Origin of the sequence: Nibrella saemangeumensis, assembly GCF_039541915.1 — a bacterium.
Classification (GTDB): Bacteria; Bacteroidota; Bacteroidia; order Cytophagales; family Spirosomataceae; genus Nibrella; species Nibrella saemangeumensis.
On the sequence record NZ_BAABHD010000001.1, the window covers coordinates 14,578 to 29,099 of the forward strand.

Below are 14,522 nucleotides of genomic sequence, written 5' to 3' on the forward strand. Positions count from 1 at the left end.
CAAAAAAATTACTTCTGCGCCACCGCCTTAAACTGCGCGAACAACCATGTATCAGCTTTTTCACCCTGCTCTGGATAGGTCCAGTGGCCAGTCTCCTGGGCAATGAACAGCGATTTAGGAGCACTAATGACGTTATAAGCCGCGTGCATGGAGGTAGGCGGGCAGGTCTCGTCGTTGTAGCCCCAGGAGTAGAAGCCGGGTACCTTTACGTGCCGGGCAAAGTTTACCACATCATAGTACTTCGACGTTTTTACCTTATCCGGCTTGTTGTTGAAGGCGGCATTGGCTTCCGAGAACATATGCGGCCAGCCACCCGCGCGGCCTTTCAGGTAGCCCGTCAGATCAGATAGGGCAGGGTAGTAGGCCACCAGCCACTTAATGCGGCTATCGAGTGCAGCTGTAATGATAGACAAAGCACCACCCTGGCTACCACCCATAACCGCCAGATTGCTGCCGTCATATTCGGGTAGGCTGTTGATGAAGTCAACAGCGCGAACGCAGCCCAGGTACACCCGCTTGTAGTAGTAGTTGTCGCGGTCGTCGAGGTTTTGAGCCCAGTAACCGGCTAATGGACCTTTTCCTAAATTGTCGTAGACTTCAGCCGGCATGGTTACGGGCACGCCATGAATACCAACCTGTAGGGTAATAGCGCCTTTTTCGGCACGGGCTACATCGCCCGAGTACGGCCGTACACCAGCTCCCGGTACGTGCAGGATAGCCGGGTATTTGCCGGCTGTTTTGGGCACACACAGGATGCCGTAGTAACGGGCACCTTCGCGCATGGTGTTGAAGTTAACGTGGTAGACATTCACTTTCTCGGTGCAGCGCTCCGGCATCAGCACCATGCGGGCATCCAGCGGGATTTTAGCGGCATCAGCCTTGGCTTTGTCCCAGAACGCGGTAAAATCGTCGGGCAGGTTTGTAGCAGGCTGAATGGCGTTGGCGTCGTAAGCCGCCGTGGCTAGACCTTTGTACTCTTTGCCCTCGACTTGTGCGTAAACTTCGCAGCGCAGAAAGCCGGGGGTATTCATGGTGCCGCCATCGATGGTGGCTTTGCCTTCTTTCAGCTTCAGCGTACCTGATTTGACCGGCTTCATCTTCTCCGGCATCACGGCGTACCGGACTTCAGCATTGGCGAGGCCAACATTAGCCTGGGTAACCTGAACAGTAAAGCGGGCCGGCTCCCCAACTTTGTATTCCCAGTTGGCGCGTTCGGGGGCTACTAAAACCTTAATGTACCGTTCGGCAGGTTGGGCAATCGCCTGCGGCAGCAGGGAGACAAAGAGCAAAAACAGGTAAAGGCGTAAGGATACAGGGGTGTGCTTCATATCCAGGAAAACAGGAGGTTAGAGGGTATTTTCTTTAGAAAGACGATTTCGGGAAATATTACTTACTCCGGTCAGTGGCTTTCTATTTCTTTTGAATGATTCTGACCGCATCATCCAGGGTAGTGGCCAGAATAGTTGCCTGCTGATTGACCAGCAAAATGAACCGAATTAAAGGATTGCCGGTGTGGTTCGCTGCTCGTCCGCCATTGTAACGCGATTCTTACCTGCCTTATATTGAGTTGGCCAAAAGTCTACTCGCGTCATAGACGCGCACCTCGCCTGTCTCGCGTTACAATCGCGGACGAGCAGTTGGAGATTGGCAGACAGGCCGTGTCTTCTTATTGGCTCAATTATATTTCCTAAATTGTATCGGAGAGCAACAATGGCAGGGTTGTTAATAGCGGAGTAGGACAGTACATGTAAATCGAACACCGCCTAGGCATGGACTTTAAAAAGTTTTATCTATATTCATAAAAAGGTATGGACTTAAATCGAGCCTCTTCAATCCTGTTCCTATGGCTGATCAATATAATTGGTTATGGTCAGTCGCTCCAAAACCCAGATCACGAACGCCAATTTACTATTATAGGCAGGATTGAAGGACTAAAGGATCAGACCAAATTATTCTTATTTGACTACGATACACAAAAAGATATTGATTCAACTTTTTCCAAGAACAATCAATTCGTGCTAAGAGGCAAGCGGATTGAGCCGAAACAACTTGCCATTTCTACTGCGCTTCCTGACTATCATGCTGTCGGTTTTTTCTGGGTGGATAATGATACGGTTCATTTATCCGGTACTTTGTTGCAATTCAAACAAGCGGTACTTAGCGGATCGAAAACTGAGGATGAGCATCGTCGCTATAAAGCCCTTTTAGTACCTTTTCATCAGAAAAGAGATAGTCTAACCGCTCTAAAGCGAAAGCTACAGTACAAAGATTCGGTAGCTAGGAGGGAAGTAGAAAATGGATTTATTGCTCTAGAAACTCAGACTCAAGCTATCAAAATTGAATTTATTAAGCAGAGCCCAGATTCCTATGTAAGTGCTGAGTTCCTTCGATTGTTTACTCTAACCAAAGACCTACCTAAGTCACAGATACAATCACTTTATTTGGGATTATCCAATCGGCTACAAAGATCCGCTATTGGGCAACGCATCAGAGAATATCTGGAATTAAGCCAGGATTTAGCTATTGGCAACCACTATATCGATTTTACTCAATTCGATTTAGCTGGGAATCCAGTGAAGGTATCTGATTATAAAGGTAAGTATGTGTTGCTTGAGTTTTGGGGTTCAGGTTGCGTTCCTTGTCGAGCTGAAAATCCGCAAATGGTCGAGCTTTATAAAAAATATCACCCACAAGAATTAGAAATTATTGGTATCTCATTAGATATCGATAAGGACAGATGGAGGAAAGCGGTCGAGCAAGACCAATTACCATGGCCCCAACTTTCTGATCTGAAAGGAGCCTATAACAAAGGCGTGTTAATTTATAACGTTCCCGCTATGCCATCTAACTTTTTAATTGATTCAAATGGTATAATCATTGGCCGTGATCTGAGACGAGAGAAGCTGAAAGATAAGTTAGCAGAACTCTTTAAAAAATTTCCATCACACTAATACTCCTTCCCAGCTCCGCCACCGCCGAAATCACCCCCGCCGTAGCTGAGGCCTTTGGGGGGCTGGGTAGAGGCTGCCGCCTGAATAGCGCCGACCGTTTCGGCATCCAGGAAAAACTCTTTGGGGGAGTCTTCGTCAGGGACATCGGTGAAGCCGTAGCGGGGCTCCCGCAGGTACCGGATGAGCGGTATGCTTATCAACACCAGAATTAATCCGCTTACGGTCAGGTGAACCGACCAGGGCAGTACGCCGATATAGTTGCGGGCGGTAGCGATCGCGCCCGCTGTGCCCAGACAGGCTAAGATCAGAAACATCCGGTTTTTGCGCGTGGTGCCGATAAACCCGTACAGCAACGGAATCCCAAACGTAAACAGCCAGAAAAGCCACGACAGTGCAATCTCGGACGCACCGCTAAACGCGCCCCGCAGGTTTAGGTCGGGTTTGAGCAAAAACGACAATACCTCCCGCACAAAGAAATAATTGCCGTTGATCAGCAACAGACTGAGCGTCATCCACTGCGCCAGATTCAGGGCATCGGACCAGTAGACATTTTTCTTTGACCGCAACGAAAGGTCCAGTCGCAACGCCAGCCAGTATAGCCCTGCCGAGAGCGCCATCATGACTAATGGGATAAGGAGGTCTGCTGAAGCGGTATCGTTGAGCAGGTCGAACACCAGCGTATATACGGCACTAATTAAACCAAACATCACAATCAGGTCGCCATAATACCAGACCACCGCAAACAGCACCGGCAGTGACACCAGGCAGCGTGACCATACCGGCGTTTCATCCGGTAGCCAGACATTCAGGCCAATAACCAGCAGGGCCGTCATGAAGGCGATCAAGGCATTATCGACCCCGTTGCGGAACATACCCTGCTTACGAATCAGGAACTCCACAAAAAAGCCGATGCCAATCCCCAGCAGAATATTAAATAATCCGGTAGCGAACGATTCCTGGAGTACATCCGACAGAATGAGCCCTAACAGGGCATACCCGCCACTGGCCGCTACAATGGAGAAGAGAAACAACCCAATCTCCACAAAAGCACTGGTATCCCTAAACTTGACCGGGTATGTCTCTTTAATAACCGCCAATTGGGAATCATTTACCAGTCCCTCCCGGTGCCAGCGCTGGGCCTGGTTGATAATCTCGCGGTTATAGATCCATTCTTCGTTGTATGCTTTCATGTTGTTACCAGGGTTCTTCGGTAATGGAGCAGATACATCACCAACCCGATACCCGTTAGCAAAAAATACAGGGTGCCTACGTAGTTGTTTGGTTCCATATAATGAAACAGGAGATAGGTGAATCCGATATAACCGTATATCGAGCTCATCAAGGCGTATAGAAACGCTTTCTCCCGACGTGAGCGGCCCCGACGGGCATAATTGTACCGGGCATAGCGATCGAACAGAAAACAGGCGGCTGCCAGCCCCAGCGCAAACATTATTCGCAGGTCGTCGAAGTTAAATACCCCTGCTACCAGGGCTAACAGCAACAGGTTACCGGCAATGGTCAGGTACGTAAAAGTAAAATGCCGCTTAATGAGCTGCCGTTCGAGAAACATGCCGGCCCCGATCAGCACCAGGCTGAGAATAATGGCCGAGAAGGTAATCTTCAGGTCGAAGAAGTTGCCTTTGAAATAAAGATTCAGCGGCCGGATGGTGACCCCAATCCAGGAAATCAGGGCAACCAGCGCCATGCTCAGCACCCCCCGGTGGTCGAATCGGTAGGCCAGGATCAGGAACAGCACCGCCGGGATGATGGTAACCAGCCCGTAGCGCTCGCCAAACAGGTTGTACTGGTATTGCAGGTAGCCTTCCAGCGTCAGAAACAGCAGACAGCCCAGAATGAGGGCGTAGTCCCCGAAGGGTGACTGGCTTTTGACGTGCCGGTTGCTCATCGGCGGCCGGTAATACCAGGCAAAGGCGAAGCAGAGCGCACACAGCACGCTCATGGTAATCACAACGGCGCTGTGGCTGATGCGGTCGATGTTGTCGTAAATCAGCAGACCGAAACCCATTGCAAAGAGGAGGATCCCCACGTATAAAATAGACCGTAACTCAAAATGCACCGAGAACGGCCGTTCATCCTCTATATCGGCAATAGCGGTTTGTTGCTCTCTCGTGAGTAGCCCTCGCTGACCCAGTTCATCGAGTATGGTTTTGGGACTCATGCTGCTTTGTCAAAAACGGTTGGACGAACAACCGGCCGTCTTCCGAACATCAATATACGTCCTGCTAATTGAGGTTTCCCTTGGGGACATATACCGTCATATTTTTGTTATATTCCTATAAGGAACGCTGTAGAACGCAATAGGTTTATGGTTGGGCGTCAGAAAATAGAATTACCCTCTAAATATTATCTCGGAAATTTTCGGTATCTGCTCGACTTTGTACAGCGGCTTTACGGCAGCCTGATGAACGAAGCGGAGTGGGATTTCGTCCGGCGCTTCGACGCGCTGACCGAAGATGCTCAATGTCTGTTTGTGCGGTTCAGCAATCGAAAAGGGACCTTCTTTCGGGTTAATAAACTAAGCTATAAGGAAATAGAGGAATTACCGGCTGCGTTAGGTGAACTGCTGTTGAGCGGCTTTGTAGAGCGGCTCTCGGCGCACCACGAGATTATGGGTGCCGAAGTCCTCAATACATTTACCAAACCCGAACTGCTGGAACTGCTGCCCCTTGAGCCGGAGGAACTGAAACCCCTTGCCAAGCAGAAAAAAGAGGATGTGGTACGCTACGCCCTGCACGAGCTGGATTTTGGTGAGGTTGTCACCAGCCTGACTACCCGTGAGACGGTGGTGCGGATGAATTTTGAGGCCGAGGTGATGATGCTGAAGTACCTGTTCTTCGGCAACCGTTCGTCGGATATGTCGGAGTTTGTGATTCGGGATTTGGGGATGGTGAATTTCGAGCGCTACGATGAGTCAAAACTGACGGCTCGTTTCCGTACCCGTAAGGAGGTAGAGGATAAACTCTTGATCTCGCTCACCAACGAAGAGTTTCGAGAGCTGAAAGATGCCGAAACGCCGGCGGAGGATATTTACAACTGGTTTCTGAACTGGAACGAAACCCGCCCGGAACTGACGGAGATTGCCATTCCCGGTTACCAAAAGCTGGTCGTCCGGGTAGGCGCCTTTCTGGAAAAGCAGAAGCTGCCGGAGCAGGCCTTGGCGGTTTACGAACTGTCGGACCGGGTACCGGCCCGCGAACGGCGCGTGCGCCTTCTGTTTCGCTACGGCATGATTGACGAAGCGCTGGCGCTTTGCGACGAAATTGCTGTCACCCCGCAGAATGCGGAGGAGAAGTTCTTCGCCAATGACTTCCGCGAAAAGATGCTGAGTGCGGGGGAGAAGAAGCGCAGCAAAAAATCGACTACCCGGTTTCTGTCCGATGCCGAGAGTGTGTCAATACCGGCGGCTTACCGCCACCATGTCGAAGCCGGCGTGATGGCCTATTACCTGGAAGAAGGGTACGATGCTGCCTTTACGGAAAATTATCCCTGGCGGGGCCTCTTTGGACTGGTGTTCTGGGATATTATTTACGATGCCAACGTGCAGGCCATCCATCACCCGTTGCAGCGCACGCCTTCGGACTTCTACCTGCCCGACTTCTACATGAAGCGGGAGGACCTGATTAAAAAGCGACTCAGCGAACTGGCTACTGCCGACGATTGGCGCATACACACCGAGCGGATATACAACGAGAAGCACGGCATCACCAACGTATTGGTCGACTGGAACGAAGAACTCCTTTCACTCGTCCACCGGCTTGTCGCCCTGCTCGAACCGGCGCAGTTGAGGCTAATTCTACTGGAAATGGCCCGCAGTCTCCGCGAGAATACCCGTGGTTTTCCGGATCTGCTGATCTGGCAGGAAGACGGCCAGTACGAATTCGTTGAAGTTAAATCTCCAACCGACCACCTGGGGGCCCAGCAATTGCACTGGCTACAGTACTTTCAGTCAATTGGCGTTAAGGGAAAGGTTGTGCGGGTGGTGTGGGAGGTGTAATGTACATTACAGCCGCCCCACCCGCAACACTACCGGAAACTTCACATCTTTCTCCTCTTCTCCCCATACTCCTGAAAGCTCTTCGGCCAGATACTTCACCGGGTCGTTTTGGTGCTGGCGGATGTAGTTCTGCACGGCGGACCAGGTGCGGAGGTAGTTCAGGAAACGTTCGGCGGTCCAGTGGCGGTGAATGGTGAACTGGCGCTGCTGGACGTCGGCAAACGGGAAAGGCAGGTTTACGTAGTTTTCGTCGATGTGGCGTCGCTGCGGGTCCCAGTAAGGGCCAACCCGGTTGCGGTAAAAATCCTGAATCAGGGCGTCAAGGCTAGCATCCACTAAGGCAACGCCGTACATCCATTCGGCAACGATAGCTCCCGGTTTGGCTACTCGTATGACCTCCTGGTGAAACGCTTCGACATCGAACCAGTGTAGCGCCTGCGCAACCGTAATCAGGTCGAAGTGCTGGTCAGGAAACGGGGTATGCTCGGCCGGCGTTACCTGGTAGCGGATGTTAGGGCGCTGAACGGCTTTGCTTAGTTGCGCCTGACTAATATCTGTGGCTTCTACCTCAGCAAAATAATCAGCCAGTATAACCGCCACCTGGCCGTTACCCGTTGCGCAGTCCCAGGCCCGCTGGCGGTTTGTGACAAACGACAACAGGTAGTTGTACAACTCAGCCGGATAATCGATCCGGTATTGCTGGTATAAATCGGCATGGCCCGAGAAGCGGTCGACTGGAGACATAAGGGTACGTGAGGAAGAACTCTAAAAAATCTGAAATTTTTTTATCCCTAATTAAACCCCCGGCAGGTTGTTCTGTCTAACAGGAGGCTGATGTTGCAAAAAGTTGTTATAAAATTGGCTGATACAGGTATTCAGTTTAATTTTGTTAGTCTCATTCAGCCTGTTTGAACGCTTTTGTTTCACTCTATTGCCTTTTAACTTAGTTTTCTAATGAAAAAAACGCTTGGAACTCTTCTGGCTACGGCTCTGCTGGCCGTGCTATCTTTTTCCGCCAAGGCGCAGACCAAAGTGCCGGATGACATTAATGCGCTGCTCAGCAAGCATACCTGCCTGGCCTGTCACAACGCAGATACCCGTCTGGTTGGCCCTGCCTACAAAGATGTAGCGAAGAAGAAATATACCAATCAGCAGATTGTTGACCTGATTTATAACCCGAAGCCGGAACACTGGCCAGGCTATCCGCCGATGGCTCCTATGAAGCAGGTGCCGAAGGAAGACGCGCTGAAGATCGCCGGATGGATTAACTCGTTGGCAGGTGGCCCGGCAAAAGCCCCGGCTAAGAAGCCAGCTGCCAAGAAGTCTTAGTAGGCAGATTTTAGTAGGCAATGAGCAGTTTGCAGTAGGCAGAATGCTCAATTGATACACAAATCAAAAAGCGCCTTATCTGTCGATTTGGCGCTTTTCCTTTTATTTTGCTCCCCTAACTCTGCCTACTGAGAACTGCCCACTGCCTGCCCTAAACACTCCGCTGCCGTACCACTTCGTAGAGCACAATGCCGGTTGCAACGGACACGTTCAGCGAACCGACTTCACCGAACATAGGAATTCGGATGTGGGTATCCACCAGTTTGAGTAGTTCGGGAGAAATACCGTCCTCCTCGGAACCCATCACAATGGCAATTGGCCCCGACAGATCAGCGGTATATATGTCGCGGAAGCTCTTTTCGGTACAGGCCACTACCTGTATGCCCGAATCTTTCAGGTAATTGATGGTACCGACCAGATCGTACTCCCGGCAAACAGCGATGTGGTTTAAGGCACCCGACGAGGTTTTCATCGCGTCGGCGTTGATCATCGCCGATCCCCGGCCGGGAATTACAATGGTTTGCACCCCCGCGCATTCGGCCGTGCGGGCAATGGCTCCAAAATTACGCACGTCGGTGATGCGGTCGAGCAAGAGGAAAAAGGGTGTTATTCCCTTTTCGTATACATCGGCAATGACGTTGGACAGCTTGACGTAATTGATTGCTGAGATAAAACAAATAACGCCCTGGTGATTCTTGCGCGTCAGCCGGTTCAGCTTCTCTACCGGCACCCGCTGAATGGTCACCCGGCGCTCGTAAGCCAGTTGCTGGATTTCCGGGTGGCTGAACCCCTTATCCATCAGCAGCCGGTCGATCTCCTGCCCCGATTTCAGGGTCTCCATCACCGACTGTACACCAAATACCATCTCATCCGGTTCCGGACGAAAGACTGGACGGGATCGGTTCCCCTCCGAACGATTTATTCGCGAATTGCCCCGGTTCTCCATGCTTCTACAATCGGGTACCAGATGGGTTGGTACTCTACGTACCGAACCAGTTCATAGTGGTCCTCGACAAATTGATTAGGTCTTTTGTTAAACGTAAAATTAATTTCTGAGACGTTGGCCCTTTTCGTGTATACCCACACCTCGCGATCGCGGCTGCGTTGTACACGGTCGGGTGGCCCCAAAACAATGTAAATCATGCCTTTGTCGGTCTTCCAGCCTTCCTTGTAGGTGGTAAACAGCTTATTGGCTTCTTCTACCCGGTTGTAATACGCCCGGATCGCCCGTCGGGCTACCTCTTCATTGCCCGACATCAGGCTTAACCAATAGCGGTCCAGCGCCTTTTTGGCGTCGGTGGCATTGTTCAGCTCGGTAATCTCCTGGCTGGTGCTCATGTAGAGCACCGGCTTAACGAGCTTCTCGGGCCGGGTGATACGCGGAAACCGCTTGTCGACCGCTACCAGGCCTAAGCCCGCAGCATCGGTGGTGTCTTCCACGAAGAAATAAAGCCCTTCTTCCGGTAACTGAATAGGCTGATTGGTCATTACCATCAAGGCCGTATCTACCGCCAGCGACCTGGGAGCCGGCCGGGACGAGGTATTCATGGGTGACTGGGCCGGGTCAAAGTCGTGCTTGTAGCGGAACAGGTAAAGTTGCTTGCTGGTTCCAGCTACATCCCGAATCACTACTGTATCGTTTACATTGACATAGTTTTTCAGTTGAGGTAACTGACCGTTAGGAGAATACAAAGAAAACCGGTCGCTCAGCTTCGTGGCTTTAAACCGGATCGGTATATCGTTCAGTGACTTCTTGCCGCTGGTGGTTTCCGAAATTTCGGTCAGCAATACGGCGTTGCTGGCATTTGTCGGCTTTTTTACGTCGAAGATCATCGTCAAATGATCGCCGTCGGGCACCACGGATTGTGCGTTGAGGGGCACATTGCCATACCCAAGCCGATCCCGGTTGTTGTAATCGGCGTACATGACGTAATTGACCAGGAAGTGGGAGCTTAAATCGTCAACAGTCAATGGCTCCCCACCGGGCCGACGGCCATACACATTCAGGAAAACACGGGCTCCCGTGGAGTCGATGCTCAGAAACTTACCTTTAATAGCGGTAATTGTGTACTCACCCGAAGACGCTGCCGACGCCATGGGGGCCGATGCCGTAGTGCGGGGTACGCTCGTTTGCGTTTGCTGCGTTTTCTTATTCGATGCGCAGGCCGAACACATCAGAAATATAGATAATAAGGGTAGTAAGCGCATAGACGATAAAGAATAAAAAGTCTTCAGGCAATCGTATGTATCAAAATTAAACGAAAAAAGCCGGTCGATTAGTTGACCGGCACACTATTTTTCTATTAATCAGGTACTAAGTAGTTGAATGATAGAATGATTGAGTGATAGAATGGTTGAATGGTCCGCACGCATTCATTCCATCATTCTATCACTCAACCATTCAACTATTTAGTACCGAATCGCCCAATACGGATTTCGCTGGGCTTTTATACTGTCGGCGATGTGGTCGGCAATCAGCTTTTTGTATTCCTTATCGCTGATCTTTTTACCCTTGGCTTTCGGCTTTGGCATCTCCTTGTCTATGGGTTTAAACTCGACTTTGGTTGCCGTAATCAGGGCGTCCCCGTCGTTGATGTCCAGTTCCAGGATTAATCCGGGTAAGCCAAAATACTGCTCCGGACCCGCCTGCACCGGAATATCCTGCGCAAACCAGGCGGTAATTTTCTGGTTCTTCAGCGAGTCTGTCGTTTCGGCGCTCATGCAGATGTGGCCCGCTACTTCTTTGATCTTGTTGGTGACTTTCCACCGGGGGGTACGCAGCGAATCGTCAATAACGTACGTCCGGCCAAGCATTTCCATGATTTCAAGCTTCTTTTCCTTGTCAAAATTTCGCTGGATGACAAATTCATCCTGGCGCCAAGAGTAGCGGCCGTCATCGGATGTAGCCTGATCGCTTTCGTAGGTATACAGGCTTTGCTCCGGGCTGAAGTAGAGTTTCATCTTTACTTTCCAGTCTTCGCGGCTTCCCCAGGTGAGCTTCATCCGGTCTTTTTCCTCCTGACTCAGAAATGTCATCCGTGAAAAAATCTTAACCCAGCTCTGCGACCGTTCGTACGTGACAACACCCGCTTCCTGAGCCTGAGCGGTGAGGTGGCAGGAGAGCACCGCCAGCAAAAAAACGAATTTCTTCATATTATTTAAGCATCGTTTGGTCTTAGAAAATAATCATCCCTCCCTGCCGGCGGGTGGTGGCTTTCACCCCGCGCATGTTGTAGGTGAAGTTGAGCATAAAGTACCGGGATAACGTCTGAACGCGTTCCTGCGATATAAAATTCTGGGAGGCCGATTGGGTAATACCCAGGTTACGCTTGAACACATCGTAGGCCGTAAGCCGGATTTCACCCCGCTTATTCTTGAAAATAACCTTGTATACCGACAGGTTCAGGATGGGTACTTTCTGGTCAAACCCAAACCGCTTGTTCTGGTAAATCCGGTAGTTAAAATTGCCGTTGAAGTAAATACCCGCCGGAAACAGGACGTTCATATCGGCATTGTAATTGTAGCTGTATATCCGCTGGTTCTGTAATGAACTGATGGAGTAACTGGTGTTGGTGACGCTCCAGTTACCATTGGTATATAGGGTGAATTTCTCACTTGGCGTATAATCCAGACGCAGACCCAGGTTATAGTTATTCGACCGTGTCTTGTTAAGAACGTTGTTGATATAGATTGGATTATTGCCAAAGTTGACGTTCGACCAGACGTTCAGGTTACTCTTTGTCTTTTTCAGCGGGAACCCGAAACTGACATACGACCCAACGGATTGGCCACCGTCGATGTTGATCGGCCGGGTGCGGGTAATCAGCAATGAATCGACCGTTTGATTGTATACAATCTGGTTGATGTTGTAATTGTAGTTGACGTTGATAAACACGTTGGTAAACGTAGCCGGATTAAACATGTTGTAGCCACCGCTTAGGCTGTGCGTAAGCTGCGGCAGCAGATTGGGATTACCTTCCTGAATGTACCGGGGATTGCTGTTGTCGACCACCGGCTGCAGGTCACGGGTCGACGGCTGGCGGATGTTGACGCTGTAGTTGGCCCGCAGGTACCGGTTGTTTTTCAGGTCGTAATTCATCGAAGCATTCGGCACTACCGTAAAGAAGGTACGGCCTACCGTAGTAGGAGCCGCTGAGGACGACTGATCGCGGGTAAACTGGCCCTCCTGGTGGAAATTCAGCGCGGCCCCGCCAAACGAGAAATTAAACCCTTTGTTGGTGTACCGGAAGCTGGAGCCCAGGCGGTTATAGGTAAAGTTGTTGACATAGTACCGGCTCAGGCTATCGTTGAAAACCTCGTTTGGATCGACGCGGTCAAACACATCACGGTCAACCTCGTCCCGGCGGAAGGAGAAATTGTAAAACGTCTCCCAGAAAACTTTTTTCGAGATGGGTTCCGTATACAAGGCGCTGGCCTTGAACTCACTGCGCAGGCTGTTGGTCTGGTTGATCTGGTTGATGGTCCGAATCGGATTGACCGGGTTGGTACCGTCGGTAACCAGCGTATTTTCTGAGCGCTGGTCTGCATCGCCATTGGTGTTATTGCGGTTATAGGCCGTACTTAACGAGAAATTACGCCCTTTCTTCTGGAACCGGTGGGTGAAAATGGCGGTAGTCTGGAGCGCAAAGGCATCGTAGTTGCTGCTGTTATTGATCCGGGACTGCCCGCTCAGCGTACTGCCTGTGCGCCGGAACTGCTCCAGACTGTTGAAGCTATCGTCGCCTTTATTGAACCGGCCGTTGCCAATTACAATCAGCGTGTTGGTGGAGTCGAGTTTTTGCTCAAACCGGAGGCTGCCCCGGTGAATACCGTTGAAGTTGATGCGGCTGCTGCCGATATCGGTCCGGAGCGAGCCGTTGGGCAGGAAGTTCTCGCGGGTCGATACTGCGTCGAGAGTCTGTTGCGTCTGGTTGTAGAAGTAGTTGGTGCTAAGCTTCGTTTTCTTGGTGTCGTAGTTGTAGTTGGCACCACCCGCGTAGTTTTTGGAGAAACCCCGGTTATCGCGCCCTCCACCGTTGACGGGTACCCCGAAACTGTCGTTATCATCACCAAAAAAGATATAGCCGCCGTTACTGAATCCAAAATCGCCCTGGTCCGACCAATTGAACGACTGGCTGCCCCGGAAGTCCTGATAATCGTCCCAGGACAGGCCGCTCTGGTTGGTATTGTTGCCAAAGCCGATGACGGAGAACTGTTCTTTGGAATTGAACTTGTTGTAGTTACCCCGGATTTGGGCCCGGGCATCGGTACCCACCCCGGCGGTAACTTTACCGAAACCGCCTTTTTTATGACTTTCTTTCAGTTCAAGGTTTACCGTTTTCTCTTTTACCCCATCGTCAACGCCGGTAATCTTCGCCTTTTCGGTCTTGTCGTTGAAGACCTGTACCTTCGAGATGGCTTCGGCGGGCAGGTTCTTGGTGGCCAGTTTCGGGTCGGTGCCAAAGAAGGTCTTACCGTCAACGGTTACGCGTTTTACGTCTTCTCCCTGCGCTTTAATGTTTCCTTCCTGGTCGACCTGCACACCGGGTAGCTTCCGCAGCAGTTCTTCCACCGTAGAGCCGGGCGGCACTTTAAACGAACTGGCGTTATACTCGATGGTATCGCCCCGGATGCTCAGCGGAGCTTTGGCTGTTCTCACAACCACCTCAAACAGCTCTTTGGTAATTGGCTTCAGTTCAATATTGCCCAGATCGGTAACGGCATCGTCGCTGGGCGTAAATTCTTTTTGGTAAGGCAGGTACCCGACATAAGAGATTTTCAGCAGGTAAGGCATTCGCTTGTTTCCCTTCAGTTCGAAGGTTCCTTTATCCGTCGACCGGCCGAAGTTGACCAGCGACGAATCTTTGGGCGTTAGCAGCATCACGGTAGCGCCTACCAGCGCGGTACTGCCTGAATCAACGACGGTGCCTTTCACCGAAAAGCGGGCTGTGGTTTGGGAATAAGCACTGCCCAGGCAGGCAATTACCAGTAACAAAGAGAGAAGTTGGCGCATAGAGGAAGGTTGGTTGGGAATTCTTCAAAAGATGAGGCAATTAACAAATTGTTGCACGCAATCCGATATCTTTTAACAAATATTAACTAACACTTTAGTTAACGGTAGGCGCAATGTGTTATTTACTGGTGAAAAATACGACCGGAATCCGTTCTGGGGCCGATCTGAAGGACAAGCGGTTGAAAAAGACCCTTGAGCGGCTCAATGGTGCTAT

Annotated in this window: 11 protein-coding genes; 3 read left to right on the top strand and 8 right to left on the bottom strand. The window is 50.8% G+C overall.

What is annotated here, in order from left to right:
* Window positions 1-8 precede the first annotated feature (8 nt).
* On the bottom strand, window positions 9-1,328 hold the full coding sequence (locus ABD949_RS00060) for an acetylxylan esterase (RefSeq protein ID WP_345239406.1): 1,320 nt from the start codon (window positions 1,326-1,328) through the stop codon (window positions 9-11).
* Between the two features lie 480 nt (window positions 1,329-1,808).
* Between ABD949_RS00060 and ABD949_RS00065 the strand changes: the two genes are divergently transcribed.
* Window positions 1,809-2,951, top strand: coding sequence for a redoxin domain-containing protein (locus tag ABD949_RS00065; protein ID WP_345239408.1), 1,143 nt, complete (start codon window positions 1,809-1,811; stop codon window positions 2,949-2,951).
* On the opposite strand, the gene ABD949_RS00070 is transcribed toward ABD949_RS00065, so the two are convergent.
* On the bottom strand, window positions 2,948-4,141 hold the full coding sequence (locus ABD949_RS00070; RefSeq protein WP_345239411.1) for a hypothetical protein: 1,194 nt from the start codon (window positions 4,139-4,141) through the stop codon (window positions 2,948-2,950). The genes ABD949_RS00065 and ABD949_RS00070 overlap by 4 nt on opposite strands.
* Complete coding sequence (locus ABD949_RS00075) at window positions 4,138-5,130, bottom strand: DUF2157 domain-containing protein (protein ID WP_345239413.1); 993 nt, start codon at window positions 5,128-5,130, stop codon at window positions 4,138-4,140. Before ABD949_RS00075 ends, ABD949_RS00070 begins: the two co-directional genes overlap by 4 nt.
* Before the next feature lie 147 nt (window positions 5,131-5,277).
* Between ABD949_RS00075 and ABD949_RS00080 the strand changes: the two genes are divergently transcribed.
* Window positions 5,278-6,966 carry a VRR-NUC domain-containing protein gene (locus tag ABD949_RS00080; RefSeq protein WP_345239415.1) on the top strand — a complete coding sequence of 563 codons (1,689 nt, stop codon included), beginning with the start codon at window positions 5,278-5,280 and terminating at the stop codon, window positions 6,964-6,966.
* 6 nt (window positions 6,967-6,972) lie between these two features.
* On the opposite strand, the gene ABD949_RS00085 is transcribed toward ABD949_RS00080, so the two are convergent.
* Complete coding sequence (locus ABD949_RS00085; RefSeq protein ID WP_345239417.1) at window positions 6,973-7,710, bottom strand: class I SAM-dependent methyltransferase; 738 nt, start codon at window positions 7,708-7,710, stop codon at window positions 6,973-6,975.
* A 210-nt stretch (window positions 7,711-7,920) separates the two neighbouring features.
* Between ABD949_RS00085 and ABD949_RS00090 the strand changes: the two genes are divergently transcribed.
* On the top strand, window positions 7,921-8,295 hold the full coding sequence (locus ABD949_RS00090) for a c-type cytochrome (protein WP_345239419.1): 375 nt from the start codon (window positions 7,921-7,923) through the stop codon (window positions 8,293-8,295).
* A 151-nt stretch (window positions 8,296-8,446) separates the two neighbouring features.
* Here ABD949_RS00090 and rlmB read toward each other — a convergent pair whose 3' ends face one another.
* The 4 genes from rlmB to ABD949_RS00110 all read right to left on the bottom strand — a co-directional run bounded on the left by rlmB (window position 8,447) and on the right by ABD949_RS00110 (window position 14,308).
* Window positions 8,447-9,241, bottom strand: a complete 795-nt coding sequence (gene rlmB / locus ABD949_RS00095) for a 23S rRNA (guanosine(2251)-2'-O)-methyltransferase RlmB (protein ID WP_425576710.1) — start codon at window positions 9,239-9,241, stop codon at window positions 8,447-8,449.
* Window positions 9,214-10,503 carry a GWxTD domain-containing protein gene (locus ABD949_RS00100; protein ID WP_345239421.1) on the bottom strand — a complete coding sequence of 430 codons (1,290 nt, stop codon included), beginning with the start codon at window positions 10,501-10,503 and terminating at the stop codon, window positions 9,214-9,216. Before ABD949_RS00100 ends, rlmB begins: the two co-directional genes overlap by 28 nt.
* A 201-nt stretch (window positions 10,504-10,704) precedes the next feature.
* Window positions 10,705-11,448 (bottom strand): GLPGLI family protein, encoded by a 744-nt coding sequence (locus tag ABD949_RS00105; protein WP_345239423.1) that lies wholly within the window; start codon window positions 11,446-11,448, stop codon window positions 10,705-10,707.
* Window positions 11,449-11,470: 22 nt separating this feature from the next.
* The gene (locus ABD949_RS00110) at window positions 11,471-14,308 is read right to left on the bottom strand and encodes an outer membrane beta-barrel protein (protein WP_345239425.1); all 2,838 of its coding nucleotides are present in this window, start codon (window positions 14,306-14,308) and stop codon (window positions 11,471-11,473) included.
* Between the last annotated feature and the right edge of the window lie 214 nt (window positions 14,309-14,522).